General features: G+C 62.6%; 20 protein-coding genes. 5 read left to right on the forward strand and 15 right to left on the reverse strand.

Annotated features, from left to right (window positions below):
- Positions 1-507 precede the first annotated feature (507 nt).
- From scpB to B0G83_RS29985, 3 genes are read right to left on the reverse strand one after another with little or no spacing between them, the layout of a single operon-like run.
- On the reverse strand, positions 508-1,308 hold the full coding sequence (gene scpB / locus B0G83_RS29975) for a methylmalonyl-CoA decarboxylase (RefSeq protein ID WP_105511005.1): 801 nt from the start codon (positions 1,306-1,308) through the stop codon (positions 508-510).
- Positions 1,305-2,564 (reverse strand): CaiB/BaiF CoA-transferase family protein, encoded by a 1,260-nt coding sequence (locus tag B0G83_RS29980; protein ID WP_105511006.1) that lies wholly within the window; start codon positions 2,562-2,564, stop codon positions 1,305-1,307. The genes scpB and B0G83_RS29980 overlap by 4 nt, the downstream gene beginning before the upstream one ends.
- Before the next feature lie 42 nt (positions 2,565-2,606).
- Positions 2,607-3,935 (reverse strand): MFS transporter, encoded by a 1,329-nt coding sequence (locus tag B0G83_RS29985; protein WP_105511007.1) that lies wholly within the window; start codon positions 3,933-3,935, stop codon positions 2,607-2,609.
- A 154-nt stretch (positions 3,936-4,089) separates the two neighbouring features.
- Here B0G83_RS29985 and B0G83_RS29990 point away from each other — a divergent pair, with 154 nt between their 5' ends.
- Positions 4,090-5,007 carry a LysR substrate-binding domain-containing protein gene (locus tag B0G83_RS29990; protein WP_105511008.1) on the forward strand — a complete coding sequence of 306 codons (918 nt, stop codon included), beginning with the start codon at positions 4,090-4,092 and terminating at the stop codon, positions 5,005-5,007.
- 44 nt (positions 5,008-5,051) lie between these two features.
- Here B0G83_RS29990 and B0G83_RS29995 read toward each other — a convergent pair whose 3' ends face one another.
- Positions 5,052-5,951: a DMT family transporter gene (locus B0G83_RS29995; protein WP_105511009.1), complete on the reverse strand. Its 900-nt coding sequence runs from the start codon at positions 5,949-5,951 to the stop codon at positions 5,052-5,054.
- Positions 5,952-6,110: 159 nt separating this feature from the next.
- Here B0G83_RS29995 and B0G83_RS30000 point away from each other — a divergent pair, with 159 nt between their 5' ends.
- On the forward strand, positions 6,111-7,028 hold the full coding sequence (locus B0G83_RS30000; RefSeq protein WP_105511010.1) for an AraC family transcriptional regulator: 918 nt from the start codon (positions 6,111-6,113) through the stop codon (positions 7,026-7,028).
- A 44-nt stretch (positions 7,029-7,072) separates the two neighbouring features.
- Here B0G83_RS30000 and B0G83_RS30005 read toward each other — a convergent pair whose 3' ends face one another.
- The 4 genes from B0G83_RS30005 to B0G83_RS30020 all read right to left on the reverse strand — a co-directional run bounded on the left by B0G83_RS30005 (position 7,073) and on the right by B0G83_RS30020 (position 13,738).
- On the reverse strand, positions 7,073-10,093 hold the full coding sequence (locus B0G83_RS30005; RefSeq protein WP_105511011.1) for an FAD-binding and (Fe-S)-binding domain-containing protein: 3,021 nt from the start codon (positions 10,091-10,093) through the stop codon (positions 7,073-7,075).
- 27 nt (positions 10,094-10,120) lie between these two features.
- Entirely contained in the window at positions 10,121-10,876 is a 756-nt protein-coding gene (locus B0G83_RS30010) for a 2-keto-4-pentenoate hydratase (protein WP_105511012.1), read from the reverse strand.
- Between the two features lie 46 nt (positions 10,877-10,922).
- Positions 10,923-12,209 (reverse strand): MFS transporter, encoded by a 1,287-nt coding sequence (locus B0G83_RS30015; RefSeq protein ID WP_105511013.1) that lies wholly within the window; start codon positions 12,207-12,209, stop codon positions 10,923-10,925.
- 308 nt (positions 12,210-12,517) lie between these two features.
- Positions 12,518-13,738, reverse strand: a complete 1,221-nt coding sequence (locus B0G83_RS30020; RefSeq protein WP_105511014.1) for an alanine--glyoxylate aminotransferase family protein — start codon at positions 13,736-13,738, stop codon at positions 12,518-12,520.
- A 161-nt stretch (positions 13,739-13,899) separates the two neighbouring features.
- On the opposite strand from B0G83_RS30020, the gene B0G83_RS30025 reads away from it, so the two are divergent.
- A complete protein-coding gene (locus B0G83_RS30025) occupies positions 13,900-14,625 on the forward strand; it encodes a GntR family transcriptional regulator (RefSeq protein ID WP_035560730.1) in 726 nt (241 codons plus the stop codon).
- A gap of 525 nt (positions 14,626-15,150) precedes the next feature.
- Here the strand turns inward: B0G83_RS30025 and B0G83_RS30030 are convergent.
- Both B0G83_RS30030 and B0G83_RS30035 read right to left on the reverse strand, forming a co-directional pair.
- Positions 15,151-15,396, reverse strand: a complete 246-nt coding sequence (locus tag B0G83_RS30030; RefSeq protein ID WP_105511015.1) for a hypothetical protein — start codon at positions 15,394-15,396, stop codon at positions 15,151-15,153.
- A 9-nt stretch (positions 15,397-15,405) separates the two neighbouring features.
- On the reverse strand, positions 15,406-17,760 hold the full coding sequence (locus B0G83_RS30035; protein WP_146120317.1) for a DUF6531 domain-containing protein: 2,355 nt from the start codon (positions 17,758-17,760) through the stop codon (positions 15,406-15,408).
- 399 nt (positions 17,761-18,159) lie between these two features.
- On the opposite strand from B0G83_RS30035, the gene B0G83_RS30040 reads away from it, so the two are divergent.
- Complete coding sequence (locus B0G83_RS30040) at positions 18,160-19,746, forward strand: Na+/H+ antiporter (protein WP_105511017.1); 1,587 nt, start codon at positions 18,160-18,162, stop codon at positions 19,744-19,746.
- A 54-nt stretch (positions 19,747-19,800) separates the two neighbouring features.
- Here the strand turns inward: B0G83_RS30040 and B0G83_RS30045 are convergent, their stop codons facing one another.
- The 5 genes from B0G83_RS30045 to B0G83_RS30065 all read right to left on the reverse strand — a co-directional run bounded on the left by B0G83_RS30045 (position 19,801) and on the right by B0G83_RS30065 (position 24,946).
- The gene (locus tag B0G83_RS30045) at positions 19,801-20,094 is read right to left on the reverse strand and encodes a hypothetical protein (RefSeq protein WP_035560715.1); all 294 of its coding nucleotides are present in this window, start codon (positions 20,092-20,094) and stop codon (positions 19,801-19,803) included.
- Positions 20,095-20,338: 244 nt separating this feature from the next.
- Positions 20,339-21,670: an MFS transporter gene (locus B0G83_RS30050; protein ID WP_105511018.1), complete on the reverse strand. Its 1,332-nt coding sequence runs from the start codon at positions 21,668-21,670 to the stop codon at positions 20,339-20,341.
- A 60-nt stretch (positions 21,671-21,730) separates the two neighbouring features.
- Positions 21,731-22,672 carry a hydroxymethylglutaryl-CoA lyase gene (locus B0G83_RS30055; RefSeq protein ID WP_105511019.1) on the reverse strand — a complete coding sequence of 314 codons (942 nt, stop codon included), beginning with the start codon at positions 22,670-22,672 and terminating at the stop codon, positions 21,731-21,733.
- Positions 22,669-23,862, reverse strand: coding sequence for a CaiB/BaiF CoA-transferase family protein (locus tag B0G83_RS30060; protein ID WP_105511020.1), 1,194 nt, complete (start codon positions 23,860-23,862; stop codon positions 22,669-22,671). The genes B0G83_RS30055 and B0G83_RS30060 overlap by 4 nt, the downstream gene beginning before the upstream one ends.
- Before the next feature lie 121 nt (positions 23,863-23,983).
- On the reverse strand, positions 23,984-24,946 hold the full coding sequence (locus B0G83_RS30065; protein WP_105511021.1) for a LysR family transcriptional regulator: 963 nt from the start codon (positions 24,944-24,946) through the stop codon (positions 23,984-23,986).
- A 231-nt stretch (positions 24,947-25,177) separates the two neighbouring features.
- On the opposite strand from B0G83_RS30065, the gene B0G83_RS30070 reads away from it, so the two are divergent.
- On the forward strand, positions 25,178-26,140 hold the full coding sequence (locus B0G83_RS30070) for a GlxA family transcriptional regulator (RefSeq protein WP_105511073.1): 963 nt from the start codon (positions 25,178-25,180) through the stop codon (positions 26,138-26,140).
- Positions 26,141-26,247 lie beyond the last annotated feature (107 nt).

Here is a 26,247-nt window from a genome sequence, read left to right on the forward strand (position 1 = left end):
TATCACATCTAACTTGGCTTAAGTTGCTGCTATTTCGCGGTTAGGGTGGGGGCATTATAGGCGTGATGGGGTGGTGCGTCTACCCATGCGGTTAATCCATAGGCTCTTTGCGCCCCCTTGGCCTCGCCTTGTTTGCTTTGTGGTCTGCTAGCGTTGCCCCTGTGCGGGGCGGCACTCACTTTCTTTGCCGCCGCAAAGAAAGTAAGCAAAGAAAGCGGGCTCACACCGCCAGCTCATAAGCGGGTCCCCCGCACAGTCCCGGTAGTGGTGCATCTGGAATCCGTGCTCTCGCACACTCCGCGTTGGTGACACAGCAGTCATTCTTCCAGCAGCGCTTCGCGCGCTGCCGCGTTTTTTTTCGAACCGTCGTCGTTATTTTTTTGTCGTAGCTTGCTTTGCCTCTCTCCGAGCATCGTGTTTGTCGCTTACTCGTCGCTCTCCCGCAAAAGCTCACCAGTCAGAAACCCCGTCGCTCTGCTCGCTCCCGTAAAGTCTCACCTACCTCTTTCATCTTCCCTCGAACTGCGGTGCGCGTCTCTCCGAAAACGCCACGAGCCCCTCGCTGAAATCCACACTCTCACACGCTCGTCGACGCAACGCCGCTATCTGCTCCATCGCCTGAACCGGCATCGGCTGCATGTCTTCCAGAATTCGTAGTTGCTCCTTCACCGCCTGGATCGCTAACGGCGCTTTGGCCGCTATGCCGCGCGCTATTTCGAGGGCCGTCGCCTCCAGTTTTTCGCTGTCCACCAACCGGTTGATCACGCCATAACGCTCCGCTCGCAAAGCGTCAAGCGGCTGTGCGGTGAAGAACATTTCCTTCAATACGTGGATCGGTACGTTGTTGAAAAAACGCAGCAAGCCGCTCGTCGTGTACGGCAGTCCAATGTTCGCCGGCGTCATCGCGAAACGGGCGCTCCCGTCCGCAATCACCATGTCGCAACTCATCGCCAAATCCACCGCGCCGCCCCACACCGAACCCGATACCAACGCGATCACCACGCCCGGGTAAGCTCGCACGCGACGCAACACCGTCTCCAGTGGCTTGCCATACGCAATCGGATCGCGGTCGCGCGCCAATTCGCCCAGGTCGTGACCCGCGCTCCAAACGTCCTGGCCAACGTCAGCGCCTAATATCACCACCGGCACTCGTTGCTCCACCAGGTCGACAAGCCGTGCGTCCAGCTCCTCCAACAACCCCGCGCTGAGCGCGTTTCTTCGTGTCGGATTGCTGAACGTCACGCGGGCGATCCGCTCGTCCACCCTGTCCGTCGTTACCGAAAATTCTCCCGTTTCCGTCGTGCTCATTGCGTCACCCCCGCAGCACGTTCCAATGCCCTCTGCTGCGAATAATAGTCGCCCGTTTGATGCACGGTTTTGGCAGCCAACAGTGCGTCGATCGCGGCTGTGTCGAAACCGGCTTCGCGCAATACGTCGACGGTGTGCTCACCTAGCGCAGGTGGTGCGTGGCGGCTCGTGTGCTTCGCCATCTCGCCCGCCTCGGTGGAACTCGTTACCGGCGTCACCACCTGGCGCAACGCGCCGAGCGTCGGATGCTCGAGCGTTTCAACCAGCCCGCAATGCCGGACCTGCGGGTCGGCGAATACTTCGTCCAATGTGTTGATCGGGCCGGCCGGCAAACCCGCGGCAATGAATAGCTCCGTCCACTCGCGTTTGCCCCGCGTTTTCAGGCGCGCTTCCAGCAACGACTTCAATTCGTCGCGATGTGCGACGCGCGCCTCGTTTGTTGCGAATCGCACGTCGTCCGGCAGCGCAGGCAAGTCGAGCAGTTGGCACAGGCGCAACCACATGTCGGAAGTGATCGGCGCAAGGTTCAGCGGGCCATCGGCGGTTTCGAATACGCCATAGGGCGCGATCACCGAATGCGCATTGCCCGTGCGGCGCGGAATGTCGCCGAGGCTCAGATAACGCTGGCCATGTACGCTCAGCAGTCCCACCAGACTCGCCAGCAGCGACGTGCCGACGTGTTGCCCACGCCCGGTTCGTTCGCGCTCCAGTAGCGCGGACAGAATCGCCATAGCGAGCCACATGCCGGAGCTCAAATCGCCAATTGCAGTGCCGGTGCGCGTCGGGTCGCCATCGGCGAAACCCGTTAGGCTCATCAGGCCGGAATAGCCCTGCGCGATCTGGTCGAAACCGGGCCAGCCGCTCATCGGGCCATCCGCGCCGAACGCGTTGATGCTGCCCATCACGAGGCGCGGATTGCGCGCGCTCAGCACGTCGTAACCGAGCCCCATGCTGTCGATGGTGCCAGGCTTGAAGTTCTCGATCACCACGTCGGCGCCGTCGATCAACCGATGAATCGCGGCCAGCCCTTCCGGCTGCCGAAAATCGATGCACACGCCGCGCTTGTTGCGGTTGCAGGACAGATAGTAGGTGCTCACGCCACGATCGAATGGCCCCCACGTGCGGCTCATGTCGCCGCTCGGGCCGGGCTCGACCTTGATGACGTCCGCGCCGAGATCGGCCAGCACCATCGAACAGAACGGCCCCGACAACGCGCGGCTCAATTCGACGACCTTGATTCCTTGTAAGGCTTGCATCCAGTTCTCCCGCTAATCGACGATGACAGTTAAACGAGCACGCTATTCCGGCAGCGTCTGATGACGCGTTTCAACCGCGAACGGCAGGATCAGCAAGCCGATCACGAAGGCCGCCGCGGTCCAAGCGATCGGTAAACCGAGCGAGCCTTGCCAGTGAATCGCGGCGGCCAGCAAAAAGTTGACGCCCGCGCCGAGCAGGCGACCCGCCGACGCGTTGAACGCGAACGCCGTCGCACGAATCCGCGTCGGGTATTGCTCGGGCAGCCACAGCGAGAAGATCGCGAAATTGCCGCCGAAAAACCCGAGGAACAGCAGCGAGCCCATGAACAGGTTGAGACCGTTCGGCAGGTAGAAAACCCAGCCGAACGCGAACACGATCGACACCGCCATGCCGGCGAAATACGCGCCAAGCGCGAGCCGTCGTCCGACCCGTTCGGCGAGCCACGGTGCGGCAAGACAGCCGAGGATCGTCCCCACCGCCAGCACCGCCGCGCCGATCGAAGCAAGATGCACCGCGCCGATCCGATCGATGCCGGCACGCGTCGCGAGCGTCACGACGGCGCTGGCCTCGTAGACCGACCCCGCCCAGAGCCCGATGATCGCGACGCCCACCAGACTCGCGCTGGTCAGCGTACGGCGCAGATACGCCGGCGCGAAAATCTCCAGCAACGGACGGCGAACCGGCGTCGACGGCGCGCTCGTCTGACCGACACCATGCGCGGCCTTGCGCCACTGCCCCGGCTCCTTGACCCGGAGCACCGTGAAAATAGCGAGCAACGCGGGGGCGAGACCGCATAGAAACATCGCGCGCCAGCCGTATGTCGCGCCGACCGTGTAGTTCAGCAACGCGGCGAGAAAGAAGCCCACGTAGTAACCGGTCTGCAGATAGCCCGCGCCCATCTTGCGGCGGTCCTCCGGCCAGCTCTCGGCAACATAGGTGCCGGCCAACGCCCATTCGCCGCCCACGCCGATGCCGGCAATCAGCCGGAACGCGGCCAATTCCCAGACGTTGTGCGCGAACGCCGCGGCGCCGGTAAATACCGAGTAAATGAGGATGCTCGCAGCCAGTGTCTTGACGCGCCCGAAGCGGTCGGCGAGTGGCCCCCAGATGAACGAGAGCCCCCAACCGATCAGAAACAACGCGAACAGAATCGAGCCGTACATACCGAGGTTGCCCGGCGTCGCGGCAATGCCCGAGGCAGGCAGCAATTCGGTCAGCGCCGGAATCAGCACCAGCGCGTAGATGACGGAATCGACACCGTCCAGCACCCATCCCGAGTAAACGGCCCAGAAACCGCCGATCTGCTCGCGGCTTAGGGGCGTGCGCCGAGGCTTGAGCGCCGACGTCGATGCAGCGATCGCTTTGGACATGCTTGTCTCCGTTTGAAGCGGCATCGCGCCAGGTGGACCGACACGCTTCGGTTTTTTGTGGTTCGAGTATAAGAATGCCTCCGATAATCGAAAAATATGATATTTCTCTTATTCGATCGGATTTTCTTATGGCACAAGGGAGCGAGCGACGCACATGGATCTGCGACAGCTGAGGTATTTCGTCAAGGTGGTGGAATGCGGCAACGTCACGCGTGCCGGCGAGGCGCTGCATATTGCACAGCCGGCGATCAGCCAGCAGATGCGTAACCTCGAAGCGGATCTCGGCATGCAACTGCTCGAACGCAGCGTGCAGGGCGTCGCACCGACCGCCGCGGGGCAAACGCTCTATCGCCACGCGATCGAGTTGCTGCGGCAAGCCGACAGCACCCGCGAACTGCTGCGTCAGGACGCCGAGCTACCGCAGGGCAAGGTATCGGTGGCGATGCCGTCGAGCACGGCGCGCATGGTCGCGATTCCGCTCGCACGAACGATCCGCGACCGCTATCCCGGCATCGCGCTGGAATTGATCGAAGCGCCGAGTGCGGACCTCGCCAACCTGATCGGCGGCGGGCGTGTGGAATTGGCGGTGGTGGTCGATGCGGTCGAAACACGCGGCGTCGCGTCGCACAAGCTGCTCAGCGAAGCGCTGTATCTGATCGCGTGGCCGGAATTTCGGATGCCGGACGAACCGGTACCGATCGCCGAACTGGCGCGCATGCCGCTGATCCTGCCGAGCGCGCCGAATACGATACGCAGCCGCGTGGAGTGGGCGTTGCGCGAGGCCGGCCAGCCGTGCGAGATTCTGTTCGAGGCCAGCTCGACCGCGCTGCTGTTCGCGGCGGTGATGGCCAGGCTCGGCGTCACGATCCTGCCGTGGACCGCGGCGCACGTCGAACTCGACGAACACAAGCTGAAGCTCGCCAAGGTCGATCACCGGCTGTTTTCGCGCGATCTGTCGCTGTGCTGGCACGACACGGCGTTATTGAGCAACGCCGTGCAGAAGGTCAAGGCGACGATCCTCGAACTGTTCGACATGCTGGGAAAACGGCCGGAGTGGGCGGCGGCGGCGTAACGCGCCGCCTCCCGGGAAACACTACGCCAGCTAGCGCAGGTCGTTCAGGAAGGGCGCGTCCGTCGCATGAAGACGCGCCGCGTCAGATCGAACGCCACCAGGTTGCCGGCCACCACCAGCAGCAGTCCGACCACGGCAAGCACTGACCATTGGTAGCCCTCGAATACCGTCGACACCGCCAGCGCCACGATCGGAAACAACACCGTACAGTAGGCCGCGCGTTCGGGGCCCATGCGACCGACCAGCATCAGATACGCCGTAAAGCCGATCACGGAGCCGAAGATCGCCAGATACGCGAGCGCGCCGAGATAGCGCACGGACGGGTCGACAGCGAACGACAAGCCGCCCAGCGCGCTGCCCACGGTCAACACACCGGCGCCGATCATCATCGCCCAGCTATTGGTGGCGAACGGATGCAGACCCATCGATTGCATACGGCTCGACAACAGATTGCCGGCCGAAAAACACAGCGTGCCGAGAAACGCGATGCCGAGTCCCAGCCATGCGGTGTGATCGCCGAGGTGCCCCGCCATCTGCTGAACGAACAGACACACAATACCCACGAGCCCCAGCATCGCCCCCGCGATCGCCGTGGGTTGCAGCGGCCGGCCCATGAACAGACGGCCATTGATCGAGTTCAACAGCGGCGCGGTGGAAAACACCACGGCCACGAGCCCGCTCGGCACGACCTGTTCGGCGTAGTAGAAGCACAGGAAGTTGACGCAGAACAGCGCCAGTCCTTGCGCGACGAGGAACCGCCACGCGGCGCGCGGCGGCCAGATCGGCCGGCGCATGATGCGCAGCAGCGCGAACAGCACCAGCGCGGCGATCCAGAACCGCCACGCGATGGAAACCGGCGGCGGCACCGACCCCAGTTGCCATTTGATGGCGATCCAAGTGGTGCCCCAGATCAAAACGGTAACGGCATAAAGCGCCAGATTCATGGTCAGGCCTGCAGCAGCGATTTCGGAAGCCCGACTATGCTCCCGCGCGGCGCGCCGCACTTGTCCAGGATTGCGCACTTTTTAGTGGAGGCCGGCAGCGGTGCAAGCATCCCCGTATACTGGCGCCTAGCCCGCTTTTAAAAGTATTCCGCCTGTTCCGTGATCGCCAGACCGCCCGCCGCCGAGTTGAATCCCATCGAAACACCGTTTGGCCTCCAATCGGTGTGTCACACGCTGGGCAGCTCCAACGCCAATCTGGATCGGTTCGCATGGCTCGGCGACCGGCTCGCCGTCGCCATCTGGACGCGCGAAACGAAAGAGGCCGAGACCGTCTACGACCGGCCCGGCCATCACACGTTGTCCTGCTATCTGGACGGCGGCTACCGCACCGAACGTCAGAAAATGCCGGGCCATTACGGCGCGCCGTCGCGGCTCTGCACCCTGCCCGGCGATCACGAATCGCGTTGGTGGGTGCGTGGCCACATGCATTTCATGCATTTGTATTTCCTGCCGGAACACTTCACGCAGCGCGCCGTGCAGGAGCTCGATCGCGAGCCGCGCGAACTGACGCTCGCCGATCGCACCTATTTCGAAGACGCGCGTATCGCCAGCCTGTGTCAGTCACTCGCCAATGAAGACTGGCAAGACCCCGACGGCCTGCTGCGCACCAACGAAACCGCGCATCAGGTGCTGAGTCTGCTGCTGCGTGCGCAAGGCGTGCGTCGCACCGACACCGCCCTTAAAGGCGGCTTGTCGGTGGCGACTCGCCGGCGTTTGCGCGATTACATCGAAAGTCATCTTGCGCAGACGCTCACACTCGGCGAACTCGCCGGCGTCGCGGCGCTTTCCGAATTCCATCTCGCGCGAATGTTCCGGACGTCGTTCGGTTTGCCGCCCGCCGCGTGGATCGCGCAACAGCGGCTCGAACGCGCACGCACGTTGTTGCGCACCACCGCGCTGCCGCTCGCGCAAGTCGCCAAAGAATGCGGCTACGCGAACGCCAGCCATTTCAGCCATCGCTTTCGCGAGAGCGTCGGCGTGGCGCCGTCCGCGTATCGGCACGCTGTGGTCGCCTGAAACGCGAAGCGGCTTACCTGCTCGATCTAGCGTTAGCTTCTGCGTTATTTCAACGCCATCGCCAGCACACGCGCCACGTGGATCGCGTCGACGCCGGCGCCGTCGTGGATCTGATGGCGGCAACTCGTGCCGTCCGCCACCATCACCGTATTGGCGTCGATCTTGCGCACCGCCGGCAGCAACGACAATTCCGCCATGGCCTGAGAAGTCGCGTAGTGCTCGACTTCATAGCCGAAGCTGCCCGCCATTCCGCAGCACGACGATTCCACCGTCGACACCTTCAGCTCGGGAATCCACTTCAGCACGGTTTGCACCGGCGTGAACGCGTCGAAGGCCTTCTGATGGCAGTGGCCATGCACCAGCGCCTGCGACGTGGTCAACGGCTTCAACGCGAGTTGCAAACGTCCGGCCTTTTCCTCGCGCACCAGAAACTCCTCGAATAGAAACGCCTGCTTCGACAACCGCTGCGCCTCTTCGCCAAAGCCATACTGCAGAAACTCGTCGCGCAACGACAGCAAACACGACGGCTCCAGACCGACAATCGGCACGCCCCGCTCCACGAACGGCTTGAACAGATCGAGCATGCGCCGAGCTTCCTGCTTCGCCAGATCGACCAGACCCGCCGCGAGGAAGGTCCGGCCGCAGCACACCGGCCGTTCGCCCTGACGCAGATTGAAATGCACCGTGTAACCGGCCGCTTCCAGCACTTGCTGCGCGGCGCGCGCGTTGTCCGGCTCCATGTTGTTGTTGAACGTATCGACGAACAACAACACTTCTTTCAGCGCGCCGCCTGCGGGCGGTTTGGCCGCCACCGCGTGCGACAAAAACGACTTCCTGAAGCGCGGCAAACTCCGCTCAGGCGCAAACCCGACCGCACGCTTGAACCACGCCGACAGCACCGGCACGTTGACGGCCAAGGCCATCAACCCCGGCATGCGGCTCGCCGCGCCGGCATAGTGCGGCATGAAGGCGACCAGCTTGTCGCGCAGTCTGAGTCCGTGCCGTTTGACACGCGCCGCCCGCGCTTCGATCTTGAACTTCGCCATATCGACGCCCGTCGGGCAATCGCGCTTGCAGCCCTTGCACGACACGCAGAGATCGAGCGTGTCCTTGACGTCGTCGCTGGCCAGACCCGCTTCGCCGAGCTGGCCCGAAATCGCGAGACGCAAGGTGTTCGCGCGTCCGCGGGTCACATGCTGTTCGTCTTTCGTCACGCGATAACTCGGGCACATGGTGCCCGCGTCGAACTTGCGGCAATGACCGTTGTTGTTGCACATCTCCACGGCTTTCGCGAGACCGCCGGACAGATCGTTGCCGGTTCCCGGCGAGGTCTCCTGTCCCGTGAGCGGATCGCGTTCGACATTCCACGCCGACCAGTCGAGCGCGGTGTCGATCCGCTGTTCCTGGTAGCCGGGCGCAAAGCGAAAATTGCTCGTGTCGTCCATCTTCGGCGGACGCACGATCTTGTCGGGATTGAAACGGTTATCCGGATCGAACAGCGTCTTGATCTCGCTGAACGCCTCGTTCAGACGCGGTCCGTATTGCCACGCCACCCATTCGCCGCGGCACAGACCGTCGCCGTGTTCGCCCGAATAGGCGCCCTTGTATTCGCGCACCAGTGCGGCGGCCTCTTCGGCGATTGCGCGCATTTTCGCCGCACCGTCGCGCCGCATATCGAGAATCGGCCTCACGTGCAGCGTGCCGACGCTCGCATGCGCGTACCAGGTGCCTTCCGTGCCGTAACGATGAAACACTTCCGTCAGCCGGCTCGTGTACTCGGCCAGATGCTCGAGCGGCACCGCGCAATCTTCGATGAACGACACCGGCTTGCCGTCGCCCTTCATGCTCATCATGATGTTCAGCCCGGCTTTGCGGACCTCCCACAGTGCTTTCTGCTCGTTCGCGTCCGGCATCTCCACGACCGAATCGGGCAAGCCCAGATCGGCCATCAGTTCCGTGAGCTGCTTGAGCGACGCACGTTGCGCGTCGCGGTCCTCGCCCGCGAACTCCACCAGCAGAATCGCCTGCGGCTCGCCGACCAGCGCCTTGCCGATCACCGGCCGGAACGCGGGGTTGCTCATCGCCAGATCGATCATGGTGCGATCCACCAGTTCCACCGCCACCGGCTTCAGCTTGACGATGTGCTGGGTCAGGTCCATGGCCTGCCAGAACGTCGGGAAATTCACCACGCCGAGCATCTTGTGCGCGGGCAGCGGCACGAGCTTGAGCGTCAATTGCCGGCTGAACGCGAGCGTGCCCTCCGAGCCGACCAGCAGATGCGCGAGGTTCGCGAAACCGTCGTCGGTATAGGCACGCGGATTCTGGCAATCGAACAGATCGATGTTGTAGCCCGCCACGCGGCGCAATACCTTCGGCACCTGTGCGACGATTTCGTCGCGCTCGCGCTGGGCGATCCGCATGACGCCTTCAAGAATCTGTTGCAAGCGCGCGCCTTGCGGTGCGTCGCGCAATGACGCGAAATGCGCTTCGCTGCCGTCGGCGAGAATCGCGTCGATCGACTCGACGTTGTGCACCATGTTGCCGTATTCGATCGAACGCGAGCCGCACGAGTTATTGCCGGCCATGCCGCCGATCGTGCATTGCGCCGCCGTCGAGACATCGACGGGAAACCACAGACCGTGCGGCTTGAGCCACGCGTTCAGATGGTCCAGCACGACGCCCGGTTCGACGGTGACCGTGCGCGCGTCGGCATCGAAATCGACAATGTTGTTGAGCCATTTGGTCGTGTCGATCACGAGCGCTTCGCCGACGGTCTGGCCGCATTGGCTCGTCCCCGCGCCGCGCGCGAGCAGCGGCACTTTCTCGCTGCGGGCAATTTCCAGCGCGATGCGCAGATCGTCCTGATCGCGCGGCACGACCACGCCGATCGGCGTGATCTGATAGATCGACGCATCGGTTGCGTAACGGCCGCGGCTCGCCGGATCGAACAGCACGTCGCCGCGCAACGACTTGCGCAGGTGCTGCGCGAGCGGTGTCGTCAGGCGTGCGGCGGAGGGCACCAGATGAATCGGCTTGACGAGCAAAGCGGAGGTGGGGTTCGTCATATCGTCTGCCTTTGGAAAACGGGCTAGCTAGTACAGTGTCAGGCTGACCGGCGCGAGGCCTTCAATGCGTCCGCTCGCGGTGCCCGCGCTCTGCGGAAAAAACAGGCCGGTGTAGGAGCCGGCGGTCACGACCATATCCGGCGTCACGGCAATGCCACGCGACGTCGCGTGATTGACGAGCCACGTCAGCAGACGCCGCGGATCGCCGGCAGGGTTGGCGGGCGTCGTCCGAACCACGTCGTGACCGTCGAAACTAAACCGCAGTGACGGCGCCACGAACGGAAAGTCCTCGCGATACGGCGTGAACTCGCCGACGATCAACGCGCCGTGGTTCTGCAAGTCCGCGAGTTGCGCGAACTTGTCGACGTCGGGCCATGCCGCGTGGCGGCTCGACACGATTTCGATGGTCGCACCGATCGAGCCGATGCCCGCGCGCACTTCCGCTTCGCTATACGGCGTGGTCGAAGCGTCGAAGCGACGACCGAAGCGAAACGCCACTTCCAGTTCGAGTCCCAACGGCGTGAAATCGGCACGCGCCAACCGCGCGCCGTCGGAGTACATATCGACGGCGGGCAGCGGCGCGCCCTGGATCGGACCGCTATCCGACTTCGCGCCGATCTTCCAGCCGCCGAGCCGCGCGCCGCTTGCGTCCAGCATCGCGTGCTGGATCGCGTAGGCCGCGTCGGCGTCGGCGTCGGCGGGGAGGTGCTCGGGCGACAGCGTGTCGAGCGTGGTGTGATTCCGGCGTGCGTCGGCGAGACGCTGGCTGAGTGATGTCGTCATATCGTGCTGAAAGCGAGGAGAGAAAACGGCGTCGCGAGTCGCGTAATTACACGCCGAGGCGAGTGGGCACCTGCCCCTTGTCCGCCGGATTGACGGCGAATTTGCTCTCGGGCTGCATGCGGAACGCGAGCACCACGCCGATCGCCATCAACAGCATGCTGCCGACGAACGGCAACTCCCAGCTGCCGAAGTAGTCGATCAGGAAACCGCCCGCCACCGGCGAAATAATCGCGGCCAGTGCCGAGCCGGTATTCATCATGCCGCTCGCAGTGCCGGAAAATTCCGGCGCGATGTCCATCGGGATCGCCCACATCGGACCGATCGTCATTTCGGCGAAGAAGAAGCCGGACGCGAGACAGGCCATCGACAGATACAGGTCGTGCGTGAACATCAGCGGGATCAGCGAGAGCAGGCAGAAGAACATGCAGACCGACACCATCCAGCTACGGGCGCGCTTCAGACTGCCGGTGCGCTTGAAAATCCAGTCGGTCACGATGCCGCCGAGCGTGTCGCCGAGCACACCGGCGAAAAACACCACCGAAGCGAAGATCGCCGACTTCGACAGTTGCAGGTGATAGCTATGCAGGAAGTACTGCGGGATCCAGCTCAGGAACAGCCACAACGTCCAGCCGTAGCAGAAGTACACGATCGTGACTGGCCACATGCGGCGGAACAGTTTGCCCCATGGCACGCTGGCGGCTTTCGGCTTCGGCGCGGGCAGAATCTCGAGCTCTTCGGTCGTGATACGCGGATGATCTTTCGGATGCTCGGTGAACGTGAAGGCCCACACCGCGACCCACAACAGGCTGAATACACCGCAGATATAGAACGATTCGCGCCAGCCCCATGTCGCCATGACGAGCACGATCAGGCCCGGCGCCACCGCATTGCCGATCCGCGACGCCGCATGCGTGATGCCCTGCGCGAAGCCGCGTTTCTCTTTCGCGACCCAACGCGCCATGGCGGACGTCGCGGCGGGAAAGGTTGCGCCCTCACCGAAACCGAGCAGCACGCGCGCGGCCAGCAGCGAGACCAGACCACCTGCGAAACCGGTCAGCAAGGTCGCCACGCCCCACACAGCGCCGCAAAACAGCAGCGTGCGTTTCGCACCGAAACGATCGCTGACCCAGCCGCCGATGATTTGAAAGATCAGATACGGATACGCGAAGGCCGAGAACACGAGGCCGACTTCCGTATGCGACAGGTTGAATTCCTTGCCGAAACCCGCAGCCGCCGTGCTGACGTTGACGCGGTCGAGGTAGGTGATGAAGTACATGATGCATAGCATCACTAGAACGATACTGGTCGCACTGGTCACACGAAACCGCTTCATCGTCTCTCTCCATTGCATGTGTCGACGGCACGCCTGAAATGGCGCGCTGCGTCGTTGCCCGTCAGCGGTAGCGGCTGAGGCGGGGTCATTGCATGTTGTTCGGGCCGCGTCTGAGCACGGCTCATTGAGGGAAGTGCTCCCCGCCTTCCCTGGCAGCGAACGGCTGCCTGCTGCTGGTGATCGGTTGCCTGTTGCTTGCGGCTGCTTTACCTGCTGCTTTTTATCGACTGTTTGTTACACGCTGCAGGTTGCTTGCCGTTCGTGGCGCGACTGTCGACGTGGGTGCCGGGCAGCCGCGCCATGCTGGCTTAGGCTGCCGCCTTCAAACCCGACGCCTTCGTCGGCTGGCTCAACCACTCCATGGCGGCAGGCAGGCCGCTTTCCTTGAGCGGCACACCCGCGATCCGCAGACCCATCTCGCAGCCGGCCAACGTGGCCAGCAACATCAGGTCGTTGCAGTCGCCCAGATGTCCGATGCGGAACATGCGGCCTTTCATCTTGCCGAGACCCGTGCCGAGCGACATGTCGAAACGTTCGTAGATGACTTTGCGCACCGCGTCGGCGTCGATACCGTCGGGCATCATTACGCCGGTCAGCACCGGGCTATACACCGACGGATCGGCGCACTGAATTTCCAGACCCCACGCACGCACCGCGCGACGGGTCGCTTCGGCGAGACGCTCGTGGCGCGCGAACACGTTGTCGAGCCCTTCGCCGAGAATCATGTCGAGCGCTTCGGAAAGCCCGTAAAGCAGGTTCGTATTCGGCGTGTACGGCCAGTAGCCCGTCTTGTTCATCTCGACGATGTCGGCCCAATCCCAGAAGCTGCGCGGCAGCTTCGCCTCTTTGCTGGCGGCGATCGCTTTCGGCGAGATCGCGTTGAAGCTGATACCCGGCGGCAGCATCAAACCCTTTTGCGAACCGGATACGGTGACGTCGACGCCCCATTCATCGTGACGGTAATCGGCGCACGCGAGGCCCGAGATCGTGTCGACCAGCAGCAGCGCCGGGTGGCCCGCGGCATCGATCGCGCGGCGTACCGCGGCGATATCCGACGTGACGCCCGTCGACGTTTCGTTGTGCACCACGCACACCGCCTTGATCGTGTGATGGGTGTCTGCGCGCAGACGCTCTTCGATCATCTGCGGCTGAACCCCGCGCCGCCAGCCTTCGATGCCCGGCAACCCGAGAAACTCCGGCTTCAGGCCGAGGCTTTCAGCCATCTTTTTCCACAAGGTTGCGAAGTGGCCGGTTTCGAACATCAGCACGTGGTCGCCGGGGCTCAACGTGTTGGACAGCGCCGCTTCCCAGGCGCCCGTGCCCGAAGCCGGGTAAATCACCACGGGCTGCTGCGTCTTGAAGATCTTCTTGATGCCGTCGAGCACCTGCAGACCCAGTTCGCCGAATTCGGGGCCGCGGTGATCGATGGTCGGGTAGCTCATCGCCCGGAGGATGCGATCGGGCACCGGGCTCGGACCCGGAATCTGCAGAAAGTGACGGCCAGCGGGGTGAAAGTCTAATTTGAGCATTGGGCTCCTCCGATTGAATTTTGCATGCAAAAAACTATATCAGACGAAGTACGATGCTCCCAAGATGAAAATCGCCTGTCGGCACCGGTGTTTACCCCCGCTCTTAACTAATCGGTGCGCTTCCGATAAAATCCGACGTAACACGATGTGAGGGCTTTTGTATGCAAAATTCGGATTTCGATGCGGGTGTGGGCGCTTCCCCGCTGATGCCGAAGGTCGAGCGGCAGCGTTTGCACGACACGGTGGTGGAGCACATTCGCCGGTTTATCGTCGAAGGGGTGCTGGAGCCGGGCAAGAAACTGAATGAGCGCGAGTTGTGCGAGACGCTCGGAATTTCGCGCACGCCGTTGCGTGAGGCGTTGAAGGTACTGGCGGCGGAAGGCCTGATCGAGATCGAGCCGAATCGGGGTGCGTCGGTATCGAAGATGTCCGAGGCGGAGTTGCGCGAGACCTTCGAACTGATGAGCGGTCTCGAAGCGTTTTCTGGCGAGCTGGCGGCGGAGCGCATGACGGCGGCGGAGTTGGCCGAGATCAAGGCGCTGCATTACGCGATGCTCGCGTGCCGCACGCAGAACGATCTGGCCGGCTATTACAGCCGCAATCAGGCGATTCACGACAAGATCAATGAGGCGGCCAGAAATTCAGCGCTGCGACAGACTTATGTCGCGGTGAATCGTCGGTTGCAGGCGCTCCGGTTCCGGTCGAATTTTCAGATCCCGAAGTGGGATAGCGCGATTCATGACCATGACGAAATGCTGAAGGCGCTTGAGGCGCGCGACGGCAAGAAGCTCAGCGCGATTCTTCGGCAGCACTTGCTGGATAAGCGCGATGCGGTGTTGCAAGTGCAGTCGCGGGAAGACGTGTCGGCTTCAACGTTTAAGGCTTAGGGCGGTGAAGCGGTGTTGGGGCCGGCGTCGGTGTGCGTGCGCCGGCGTTGCCATGGAAAACTTGTCCACGTAAATTGTTCGCAAGCCTGTGGACAACGTTCGGACATCAAAGCCAAGTGCTTGACTCTGCAGAGATATCGCCCGACGGCTCATGCATAAGCATCACGCGCGATTACAGGCTCGACGATGCTCAAATAGGCACCCGTCGGGTACCTTGTACAAGACTCCGAACATCATCTTCTAGTTGTCCACAGAATTTGTTGGCAAGGCTGTGGACAACACCCTTGAAACAGCGCCAAGCCATTGACGCAAATACGCTTGTGCAAATCGATGCGTCGGTCAGCCCTTGGTGATCTGCTTGGGCCTCCCCAGGTTCGTCTCGATGCCTTGGCTGAATCCACCCCGATGACCACTTGGCGCATCCGCTCGATGCGCACGTTTGTCTTCTGAAGCGGTTTAGCGCCCTTCCTTTGTACCTTTCCGCTTGATTTTTTCTTGGACAGCGCCATTGCCCCTCGTCGTCGGCTAGCGATCTTTTTTTCGAGGTACAAACTCCAATTCAGGCGGTGCGATATCTGGATGCGCTTCATAGAGCGGTTCGAGACCCAGCACGTAAACCTGGTCTAGCAGTCGCCCCATTGCCCTACGAAATTCATTGAATTCACCGACTGAACAGCGATCCTGCACCAGGATAATCGCATCATTGATCGCACCGCTGACTTTGAGAATTCTGTCGCTCAGTTCCGCCGCTACTTCACGATTATTAATCATGGCGCCTCCCTAGCATCCGTTGTCTTCAATGCACTTGTTCTTGCAACGGAAGAAGGGAATTCCGGTTCCGCCGGGGGTCGGAAGCTTTGTTTCCGTACAGTAGTCGATGCACTTCTGATATACACGCGCACACCTTTTTGACAAGGTGCACTTCACAAATCCCGGATCTGAATCTCCATTGCTCTGAAACACCTGAGCATACAACACCGCACGTTTTGATTGCCCGCTCTGTTCCGGCATCAGCACAGGAAACGGCACCTGCTCCTGCGCCGCGATCTGTAACTCGGGCACGTCGCCTTGCATCGGCTGCCCTGTCTGCGTCAATGTAAGCCCGCGATAGAAGAGCTTCCACGCCAGTTTCGCTTTCGTGAAAACGTAGCACTCAGCGCATACCGGCGAGACCGTCGCTGTCGCGCTCGCCTTCACCGACCTCAGCGAGCCCAGACGATTCACGGTTGGTCCAACAGGGTCGACACCGTTCTCGTAGTTGCCGATCCACTGGTCGATTTCCTCGCTTGATATCGGCTCGGCCGTACCGCCATTTCTGGCGACGTTGCCCGTACGCGATGCAACGCGACCGTCCGGCGTGTAACTGTAGTCCACCGTCAGGAAACGTTTCAAGCCAGCCGTCAGTACGGTCGCGTCTTCGCTGTAAGTGAAACGGGTTATCCGGCCGCGCTTGTCGTAAGTGAAACGTGCCTCTCGACTGTTGCCGGTGACCCGCGTCACGCGATTCGAAGTGTCACGGTCGAATCCGCCGAGAAGCCAATGTGAAACCAATTCCTGAGCGATCTGCAGGTTGCCGGTTTCATCGGTCCTGTACAGCCAGTCTTCGGTTTTGACTCCGTTCACATAGGCCGTCGCCTGCTTCAGGCGATTGTCGGCGTCATAGACGGCGCCAACGGTGAGCTTGATCCCCGTTGCGGTTGCATCAAAACCGTTCGCGCCGGTCGAGTCGGATGTGTCGTACTCACTGTATCCCGTGACGTTACCGTTCACGTCGTACACAAATGCGCGCATTTTTCCAGGCGTTGCGACTAGCGACGGATGTAGCGTCGTGGTGTCCGCATATCGCACCGACGTAACCACCGCGCCACTTGCGCTGCTAACCGCTGCTCGCACGGGTCGACCGGTCGTGTCATAAGTGTAGGCGGCGGTTCCGTCCGGCGCCGCCTTTTGCAGGAGGTTGCCATGCGCATCCAGCGTGCGGTTTTCGCTGCCCTCGGCAGTGCTACCACCGGTGAGCCGCAACATGCCAGCGATCGACGCAAACCTGATCGTGCCGGACATGTCTGCCCCGGTGATCGTCGTTGAACCATTTCCATACCCAAACTGGACGTTCCGCGTGACATCGGGATGCGTCACCGAAACAGCACGCCCCATCGCGTCATACACCCATGTCGCGATGCGCACGCCGGTTTCGTCAATGACGCCTGTCAGCGCATTCCTGAATCGCGGATCGTCGTACACGTAGCGACGTATGTAGCCATCAGGCCACGTAGCGGTGACCAGGTTGCCATTCGCGTCGTACCCGTACTGCGTGAGGCCACCGGATGGATCGGTCATGCGATAGAGACGACCCTGCGTATCGTACTCGAGCCGGATCGCCAGCAATGCATACCGGGTTGCAGCGCCCGCGGCTCGTTGCTCAATCGCGGTGAGCCGCCCCGCTCCGTCATAAGTGAGCGTCCGTGTGAAGCCGGTATGCGTCGTCTCGGACAGCAGGACGCCTTGAGCCGAATAAAACTCCGTGGTGTCAGTGGTCAGATCCTTCAGTGCCCATCCCGCTCCGGCCTGAGCTAGCGCCAGCCCGCTGAATGCCCCGGTGCTCCACTGACCGCCGATTAACTGAAACGTAAGGGGTTGACCATTTGCCCGGTAGGCGACGATCTTCGATGCGCTTCCGGTCGCGCCAGCGACGTTCAACTGCCGTTGCCAGTTGTTCAGCCATACCGGCCCCATGGCAGTCGCCGATTTTAAAAACGGGGACGACAGGTAGCTGCGCGTAAACGTCAGGGGTACCGCATCGCCACTGCGAAAGTCGTTTTCTACCAGACTCACCTTGCCATTAGCTGGATAGACTGGATCGGCGACCGGGCATGACTCATCCGGCTCGGCCGGCGCGGCACACCACTGATCGATCAGGGCAAGGTCGTTGATACACGCATAGTTGCCCATCCCGCCTGGCGTATTGCCCACCACATCGAGACGGCACGTCTTCGATCCCGGCGTTGCACCGGACTGAGCGTACAGCGTGAGACAGTCGACGGCATTCGCGCCGAAGGTCACCGTTAGCAACAGGAATGCGGCAAGCAGGCGCACTACTATGCCGACCGGCCACTCAGTAATGCCGTAGTTTTTCACCGTCGCTCCTATCAGTCATACCTGTTCGAAGAACAAGCACGCTAAAAGGAGCGGTGAGGCGCGAGGCGGCGAAAAATCTTAAACTTCTGCCGTTATTTCATCGACGACAGTGCACTTCCCACGACGCCTAGATCGGACTTAGGAAATCACTCATCGGCGTGTCATCCCCTGACGAGATGCTCATCCGTTTCGTCGTACAGACACATCTTGTCGACAGCTTCTACCCCCAACCTTATCCCCACATTTTGTCCATAAGCCTGTGGACAACCTGAGCACATCCCACCCAAGTCATTGAAGCGGCAAACCAATCGCCCTCCGGTTCACCCACAGGCACCGGCACAAGCACACGTCGCCCCTGTGATAAAAAGTAACTCCCCCCGCCATCCACCGAGGCCGCGCATGTCCTCCGTCATGGGCTTCAAACTCGTCCTGCTGTCGCTCGTCGCGATCATCGGACTCGAACTGCTCGCCAAACGACTGCGTCTGCCGCCCGCCGCCGCGCTGCTGGTCGGCGGCGCCGCGATGGCCTTCGTGCCCGGGCTGCCGACCTTCAATCTCGATCCCGAGCTGATCCTGATCGTGTTCCTGCCACCGCTTCTTATGGATGGCGCGTACTTCTCGGTATGGGACGAATTCAAACGTAATCTCGGCGGCATCCTGCTGCTTGCGATCGGCGCGGTCGCCTTCACTACGCTCGTGGTTGGGTTGGTGGTGCACTGGGTCGTGCCCGCGTTGCCCTGGGGTGCCTGCTTCGCGTTGGGCGCGGTCGTCTCACCACCCGACGCCGTCGCCGCGAAAGCCGTGCTCGAACGCGTCGCGCTGCCGCGCCGCCTGATGGTGCTGCTCGAAGGCGAAAGCCTCCTCAACGACGCCGCCGGCATCGTGCTATTCCGCTTCGCCGTGACCGCCGCATTGACCGGCGCGTTCAGCGCGCAACACGCGGCGGGACGCTTCGTTGTGCTGGCGCTTGGCGGCGTAGCCGTCGGTGTGGCGATCGGCTTTGTCGTCGTCAGACTGCTGCGCTTTCTCGACGACAGCTACCTCATCATCACCGCGTCGATACTCTCTCCGTGGATCAGCTACATCGCCGGCGACATGCTGGGCGTGTCCGGTGTCATCGCAACCGTGAGCTGCGGCATGATGCTCGGCTGGTATCAGCACGAGGTCTTTTCGGCCGCCGTCCGGATGCGCGGCACCGCCTTCTGGCAGGTCGTGATCTTTCTGATGGAAGCGCTGGTGTTCATTCTGATCGGCCTGTCGCTGCGCGGCGTGATCGCGCGGCTGGGCGGCGTCGGCGACACGCTCGCCGCGCTGGCGCCGGCGGTCGGCGCGGTGCTGGCGGCGGTCGTGCTGTCGCGTTTCGCGTGGGTCTTCGCGACGGAATGGTTGAAAGTGCTGATCTGCAAGCTGGTAAGGCGCGAAGGCGGCACACCCGATTGGCGCTCGGCCACCGTCACCAGTTGGGCGGGCATGCGTGGCGTGGTCACGCTGGCTATCGCGCTGTCGTTGCCTGAGGCCATGCCCGGCCGCGATCTGATTCTGGTCGCGTCGTTCGCGGTCATACTCGTGACCGTGCTAGGTCAAGGCACGACGATCGGTCCACTAATCCACTGGATCAATCCGGATCACGCGGACGAGCAAAACGCCCGGCATCTCACCGAACCGCAAGCGTGGGCCAGGCTCGAAGCCGCACAACTCGCCGCAGTCGTACCGCTCGCGCATGGGCCGGATGGCAGCGTGATTCATCCACGGCTGCTGGAGCAGTACACCTATCGCGCGAGCATGACCGAGGCATATCAAAGCGAAGCTGCCTATCCATCGGACGTTCGCGCCTCGCACTACGACGTGGTATTGGCCGCGGTCGCCGCAGCGCGCGTCGAATTGCTACGTCTGCACCGAACAGGTTTGATTCACGACGAACTCCTGACCGTGCTCGAACACGATCTGGATCTGCAGGAAATCGCCGCGACCCACGGCAAAGGATGACGGATGCGCGCGCCATTTTCACCACGCGCGCATCCGAAGGCACTTCGTCGACGTTCAGTGACCCTTGAAGATGTCGAGCAGTTGGCTTTGCATCTGCATCATGTCGTGGGTGTGCTTCATCTCCATCTGAGCCACGTTGTCCTGATACTCCATTTCCATCTGCATCATTTTTTGCTGAATGCCGATGGCTTGCGTGCGCTGCTCAGGCGTCAGCTTGTCCATCATCATGCTGTAGTTCGGCGGCATCAGGTACATGCCGGCGTGCCCGATTCCCTGCGCCTGCGCGGAACCCGCGGCAAACGCGAGCGGCAACAGGCAGCACATCATGGCGGCGCGAATCGATTTCATGTCATCTCCAGTTTCAGGCTGGTGGCCGCGCTTCGATAGCGGGCCACGCAGCGACGTTTAAACGCCTGGACGTAGCGGGCAGCGGTCGATCCACTGCCCATGCCGTACCCGGCAAGGCAACATCCGGGGCTGGCCGCCATGTACGATCGTCCGGATGTTTCGTGGACTTAGTCGCCGCCGCTAACTGGAAATGACGTAACTCGCAAAAAATGTTTCGAAGGATGCTTCAACTACGCGACGCCGCTCATCTCGCCGCGTCCCTCTGCCGCAACGACTCGGGCAAGCCGTACAACACGATCAACGCGCAAACCAGGCTCATCGCGCCGATCACGTAGAGCGCCGGTGTCGTGCTGCCGGTCAGATCCCGCACTCGCCCCACCATGATCGGACTCACGATCCCGCCCAGTTGTCCGAGCGTATTGATCAGCGCGATGCCGCCGGCCGCGCCGGCGCCGGTGACGAGCTTGGGCGGCAGCGCCCAGAACGCCGGGATCGACGCCACCACGCCCGCGCCCATCACCGCCAACGCGACGACCAGTAGGGCGGTCTGCTTATCGAAGTAGCCCGCCGCGAAAAAACCGATCGCCGACATGACCAGCAAGCCGCTAACAAACTTGCGCCGCTCGCCGCTCGTGTCGGACAGACGCCCGACGACCACCATGCAGATGGCGCCGCACACATAGGGCACCGCCGTCAGCAAGCCGATCACAGTGGGGTTGTGTGTCCCCGCCACACGAATCAGATGCGGCGCCCAGAAATTCAATCCGTACGACGCCACCTGAATCAGGAAATAGACCAGGCCCAGCGTCAGAAAACCCGGCGTTTTGATCGCACCGAGAAACGAATGCCCGGTCTCCGGATGACGGCTTTGCTGCGCGATCTGCGTCGTCAGAAAAAACTTCTCCGTCGACGATAACCAGTCGGCGTCCTCGATCCGATCCTTCAGCCCCTTCAGCACGAGCACGCCCAACACGATGCACGGCAGCCCGCCGAGCAAAAACAGCCAATGCCAGCCCGGCATCCCCAGCACACCGTTCATATGCCCGATCACCAGACCCGCGAGCGGCGCGCCGACCAGACCCGAGAACGCGGACGCCAGAAACAGCATCGACGTAATCCGTCCGCGATGACTCGGCGGAAACCACAGCGTCAGGTAATACAGCACACCCGGCGCAAAACCCGCTTCCATCGCGCCGATCACAAACCGCAGTCCATAGAACTGCCATTCGTTATTGACGAACACCATCGCGGCCGTCGCCAGACCCCACGAAATCATGATCCGCGCGATCCAGCGCCGTGCGCCGACTTTGTACAGAAACAGATTGCTCGGCACTTCGAACAGCACGTAGCCGATCACGAACAGACTCGCGCCGAGACCGTAGGCGGTATCGGACAAGCCAAGATCGCTTTGCAACTGGAACTTCGCGAAACTGATATTGATGCGGTCGAAGAACGCGAACAGATAGCAGATCATGATCAGCGGCATCAGCCGCCAGGCCACTTTGCGGATGATCGCCGCGACATCGTCCGAGTTGTGCTCACGGTTGCCGGCAGCCACTGCGCCCAGGTCGCTCATGCTTGTCTCCAAAGCCGGATTCGGCGAGGCCGTCCGGTCGTGTAATCGGTTAGGGATGAGTCAGATGTGTAGAACGTAGTCCGGCACGGGATGCAGGTCGCGATTGCGGCCGGCCTTCGCCAGTTGTCCCGGCATGTCGTGGCCGAGCAAAGCAGGCAGTCCGCGCGACAAGCTCAGCAGCTTCTCCAGATCGATCCCGGTGGGAATGCCCATTTCGTCGCACAGGTTCACCAGGTCTTCCGTGCAGATATTGCCGGACGCACCCGGCGCGAACGGGCAGCCGCCCAGGCCGCCCAACGCGGCGTCGAAGCGGCGCGCACCGGCTTCGTACGCCGCCAGCACATTGGCGAGGCCGAGACCGCGTGTGTTGTGAAAGTGCAGCGTGAGCGCGGCGACCGGCAAACGCGCCAGTACGCGCGCGACGATCCGCGCCACCTGACGTGGATTCGCCATGCCGGTCGTATCCGCCAGCGTGATGCCCTCGATACCCATCTCGCGATACGCGTCGACGATCGCGATCACGCGGTCTTCGTCGATCTTGCCTTCGAACGGACAACCGAACGCCGTCGCCACGGACGCATTCAGCAGCACCCCCGAGCCCTTCACGTGCCGCACGATGTCGGCAAACGCCGCGAGCGACGACTCGCAACTCATCCGCATATTGGCGCGGTTGTGCGTCTGACTCGCCGACATCACCAGATTCAGCTCATCCGCGCGTGAAGCCAGCGCGCGTTCGGCGCCCTTCAGATTCGGCACCAGCGCGACATAGATCACGCCCGGCCGCCGCATGATCTGCTGGAACACGGCCTCACCGTCGCGCAACGCCGGAATCGCTTTCGGCGACACGAACGAGCCCGCCTCGATGCGCGTGAAACCCGCGGTGGAAAGCGCGTCGATCAGCGCGATTTTGTCGGCGGTCTCGACCCAGGTGGGCTCGATCTGCAGGCCGTCGCGCGGCGCCACTTCCTGCACGATCAGTTTGTCGAATGGGATGGCACTCATTGCACGACTCCTTCACCGCGCAACCGCGCGATATCTTCGTTGCTGAATCCGAGTTGATTCAGGACACTGCCGGTGTGCTCACCGAGCGCCGGTCCTTGCCAGCGCACTTCGCCCGGCGTGTCCGACAGCTTCGGCACGATCCCCGGCATCTTTACCGTGGCGCCACCGGGTAGTTGCGCCTGCAACAACATGTCGCGCGCCTGGTAGTGCGGATCGGCAACGATGTCGGCCACCGAATAGATGCGGCCCGCCGGCACTTCGGCGCGTTCGAGCGCGGCCAGCACTTCGTCGGTGGCATGGCACGAGGTCCACTCGGTGATGGCCTGATCGAGCATCGCGCTGTGTTTCGCGCGGCCGTCGTTATGCGCCAGGGCGGGATCGTCGGCGAGATCGGCGCGGCCGATCAGTTGCATCAAGCGCTTGAAAATCGGATCGCTGTTTCCGGCGATCACCACATAGCCTTCGTCTTCGGTGCGATAGGTGTTCGACGGCGCGATGCCCGGCAACGCGCCGCCGCTGCGCTCGCGTACGTGTCCCAGCAAATCGTATTCGGGCACGAGGCTTTCCATCAGATTGAACACGCTCTCGACCAGCGACACGTCCACCACCTGGCCTTCGCCCTGCCCCGTTTTCACGCGCAGCAGCGACATCAACGCGCCGATCACGCCGTGCAGCGAAGCGAGCGAATCGCCGAGACTCACGCCGACGCGCGCCGGCGCGCCGTCCACCTCGCCGGTCGTGTAGCGAATGCCGCCCATCGCTTCGCCGATCGCGCCGAAGCCCGGCCGGTCACGATACGGACCGGACTGGCCGTAGCCGGAAATGCGGACCATCGTCAGTTTTGGGTTGATTGCGTGCAGCACGTCCCAGCCGAGGCCGAGCTTTTCGAGCGCGCCGGGGCGGAGGTTTTCGATCACGACGTCGGCGTCGGCAGCGAGTCGTTTGACGATCTCGACACCGTCCGCCGATTTCAGATTCACGCAGATAGATTTTTTGTTGCGCGACTGCAGATACCACCAGAGCGAGGTGCCCTCGTGCAGCTTGCGCCATTTGCGAAGTGGGTCGCCGGTGTCGGGCGCTTCGATCTTGATGACGTCGGCGCCGAATTCGGCCATGAGGCGCGCGGCGAACGGCGCGGCGATAAGGGTTCCGATCTCGACGACGCGGATACCCTGAAGCGGTCCACCCATATTGCTGTCTCCCAAGCGGGTTTCGTGTTGGGAGACAGCTTAGAAGCGGCGCGACGGCGTCGTCCAACCGCAATTCGCCAACGACCGTTCGCGAACGGCGAACGCTCGGTGTCAGATCACGTCAGGCGGCGGCCGGCGGGGTGTCGGGGGAGACTTGGGCCGGCCGGCCCTCGGCGGCTTCGACCGAACGCAGATGGTCGAACAGCAGGCGACTCACCGGCGACAGCGCCTCGACATCCCGCACCACCAGGATCAGGCTGCGTTCGGACCAATCGTCTTCGAGCGGCGCGCCGATCAGACCCAACGGGCGGCCCATCAGTTGATACACCTTGAGCGGCAGAACGCCCACGCCCATGCCCGCCTGCACCATGCGGCAAACCGCGTCGAAGCCCGGCACGTGGATGCGCAGTCGCAGCGCCTTGCCCGCCTGACGCGCGGCCAAATGGGTGCGAGCATTGATCGAACTCGCGGCGTGCAGGCCGACGTGATCGCCGTCCAGCGTTTCGGCAAAAGCCACGCTGGTACGTCCCGCCAGCGGATGATCGTCGCGCATCACGAGAATCAGCGAATCGTGCCGATAGTGCGCGACGTGCAGATCGCGCGTATCGGCCTCGCCGGAACAGATGCCGAGATCCGCCAGGCTGTCGTCGATCGCTTCGACCACGCCGCCGCTCGGCCGCTCTTCCAGGTCGAGTTTGACGCGCTCGTGCTGCAACTGGAACGCACGCAAATCCTCAGGCAAAAATTCGACGATCGCCGACAGGTTGGCCATCATCCGCACATAGCCGCGCACGCCGCTTGCATGACCGGCCAGTTCGATGCCGATATTCTCGATGTCGCGCATCACGCGACGCGCGTGGTGCAGCAGCGTTTCACCCGCCGGCGTAAGCGTCATGCCGCGCGCGTTGCGTTGAAACAGCGTGGCGCCGATCGTCTGTTCGAGTTCGAGCAGACGCTTGCTGGCGGCGGAGACGGCGATCGCTTCCCGCTCGGCGGCACGTGTGAGCGTGCCTTCCTCGTAGACGGCGAGGAAGAGATGAAGCGTGGTGAGGTCGAGCCTTCGCAGAAGGTTTTTGATGGCCATGGCGGGGCGCCGCGTGGTTGTGCGATCCGGCTATTCTGACGCCAGATGCGGAAACGGGTGTGGTCGCTGTTGGATTGGAACACGCGCCATGCGGATGCACGTGCGCGTGCATGCCTGCGCGTGACCTCGGGGCATCAGTCGAATTACACTCTGCCACACGCAATGTGCCCAACCCATCGCGCCAACCGCCGCGGCTAGCGGATGCCGTCCATCGTCAAAGGAAGTCTTTCGATGTCTACCGTCGCGATCGCGATCTTTCCCGGCGTCCAGGCGCTCGACGTCGCCGGCCCCGTCGACGTGTTTTCCGAAGCCAATCGCTTCATTGCACCGGCCGCCCGCTACGAGGTCAAGCTGATCAGTGCCGAGGCAGCGCCGCTGCGCGCGTCCAATGGCATGACGCTCGTTGCCGATACAACCTTCGGCGAGGCGCGCCGCCCGTTCGATCTGGCGTTGATCGCCGGCGGCCCGGCGCTGCCGGACAGCGAGGCGCTAGACGACCGCTTGCTGGAATGGCTGACGACAGTCGCCGCGCGATGCGACCGTTACGGCTCGATCTGCACCGGCGCATTCGCGCTCGGCCATGCCGGCTTGCTTGACGAATGCAACGTCACCACGCACTGGCAGCACGCCGCGCAACTGGCGGCGCAATTTCCGAAAGCGCGCGTCGACTTCGACCGTATCTATCTGCGCGACGGACCGCTCGTCACCTCGGCGGGCGTGACGGCCGGCATCGATCTGTCGCTCGCACTAGTGGCCGAAGACCACGGTCCGCACACGGCACTGGCCGTCGCCAAACGACTGGTGGTGTTCGCACAGCGCCAGGGCGGCCAGTCGCAATTCAGTCCGTATCTCACCGCCCCAGCCGACGAAACCTCGCCCGTCGCCAAGGTGCAAGCGCACGTCATGGAGCGGATTCGCGAGAGCTTCACGGTCAAGCAACTGGCGGACGTCGCGGGCATGAGCGCACGCAACTTCGCACGCGTGTTCGTGCAGGAGACGCAGGTCACGCCGCACGAATTCGTCGAACGCGCGCGTGTGGATGCGGCGCGCAAACTGCTCGAAAGCAGCGGCGCGGCGCTCAAGACGATCGCCTACGACTGCGGTTTCGGCACGGCGGACCGCATGCGGATCGTCTTCACCAAACGAATCGGCGCGACGCCGATGCAGTATCGCGAGCGCTTCCGCTCCAGTTGAGCGTTGAGCGTGCCGGTCGAGCCTGGCGCCGATGCAGCGCCGGCCGACGCGTATGAAACCCGCGTGAGAAAATAGCCGCCTCCCCAAGCCACCGATCTCAAGGAACG

This window comes from Paraburkholderia sp. BL21I4N1 (genome assembly GCF_002973525.1).
Classification (GTDB): Bacteria; Pseudomonadota; Gammaproteobacteria; order Burkholderiales; family Burkholderiaceae; genus Paraburkholderia.

Excerpts from the sequence above, each read along its gene's own strand:
- B0G83_RS30010 (WP_105511012.1), bottom strand. The coding sequence starts at position 10,876 with ATGACGACATCACTCAGCCAGCGTCTCGCCGACGCACGCCGGAATCAC.
- B0G83_RS30045 (WP_035560715.1), bottom strand. The coding sequence starts at position 20,094 with ATGAAATCGATTCGCGCCGCCATGATGTGCTGCCTGTTGCCGCTCGCG.
- B0G83_RS30005 (WP_105511011.1), bottom strand. The coding sequence starts at position 10,093 with ATGACGAACCCCACCTCCGCTTTGCTCGTCAAGCCGATTCATCTGGTG.
- B0G83_RS29990 (WP_105511008.1), top strand. The coding sequence starts at position 4,090 with ATGGATCTGCGACAGCTGAGGTATTTCGTCAAGGTGGTGGAATGCGGC.
- B0G83_RS30020 (WP_105511014.1), bottom strand. The coding sequence starts at position 13,738 with ATGCTCAAATTAGACTTTCACCCCGCTGGCCGTCACTTTCTGCAGATT.
- B0G83_RS30055 (WP_105511019.1), bottom strand. The coding sequence starts at position 22,672 with ATGAGTGCCATCCCATTCGACAAACTGATCGTGCAGGAAGTGGCGCCG.
- B0G83_RS29995 (WP_105511009.1), bottom strand. The coding sequence starts at position 5,951 with ATGAATCTGGCGCTTTATGCCGTTACCGTTTTGATCTGGGGCACCACT.
- B0G83_RS30025 (WP_035560730.1), top strand. The coding sequence starts at position 13,900 with ATGCAAAATTCGGATTTCGATGCGGGTGTGGGCGCTTCCCCGCTGATG.
- B0G83_RS30015 (WP_105511013.1), bottom strand. The coding sequence starts at position 12,209 with ATGAAGCGGTTTCGTGTGACCAGTGCGACCAGTATCGTTCTAGTGATG.
- B0G83_RS30060 (WP_105511020.1), bottom strand. The coding sequence starts at position 23,862 with ATGGGTGGACCGCTTCAGGGTATCCGCGTCGTCGAGATCGGAACCCTT.
- B0G83_RS30040 (WP_105511017.1), top strand. The coding sequence starts at position 18,160 with ATGTCCTCCGTCATGGGCTTCAAACTCGTCCTGCTGTCGCTCGTCGCG.
- B0G83_RS30065 (WP_105511021.1), bottom strand. The coding sequence starts at position 24,946 with ATGGCCATCAAAAACCTTCTGCGAAGGCTCGACCTCACCACGCTTCAT.
- B0G83_RS30050 (WP_105511018.1), bottom strand. The coding sequence starts at position 21,670 with ATGAGCGACCTGGGCGCAGTGGCTGCCGGCAACCGTGAGCACAACTCG.
- B0G83_RS29980 (WP_105511006.1), bottom strand. The coding sequence starts at position 2,564 with ATGCAAGCCTTACAAGGAATCAAGGTCGTCGAATTGAGCCGCGCGTTG.
- scpB (WP_105511005.1), bottom strand. The coding sequence starts at position 1,308 with ATGAGCACGACGGAAACGGGAGAATTTTCGGTAACGACGGACAGGGTG.
- B0G83_RS29985 (WP_105511007.1), bottom strand. The coding sequence starts at position 3,935 with ATGTCCAAAGCGATCGCTGCATCGACGTCGGCGCTCAAGCCTCGGCGC.
- B0G83_RS30030 (WP_105511015.1), bottom strand. The coding sequence starts at position 15,396 with ATGATTAATAATCGTGAAGTAGCGGCGGAACTGAGCGACAGAATTCTC.
- B0G83_RS30070 (WP_105511073.1), top strand. The coding sequence starts at position 25,178 with ATGTCTACCGTCGCGATCGCGATCTTTCCCGGCGTCCAGGCGCTCGAC.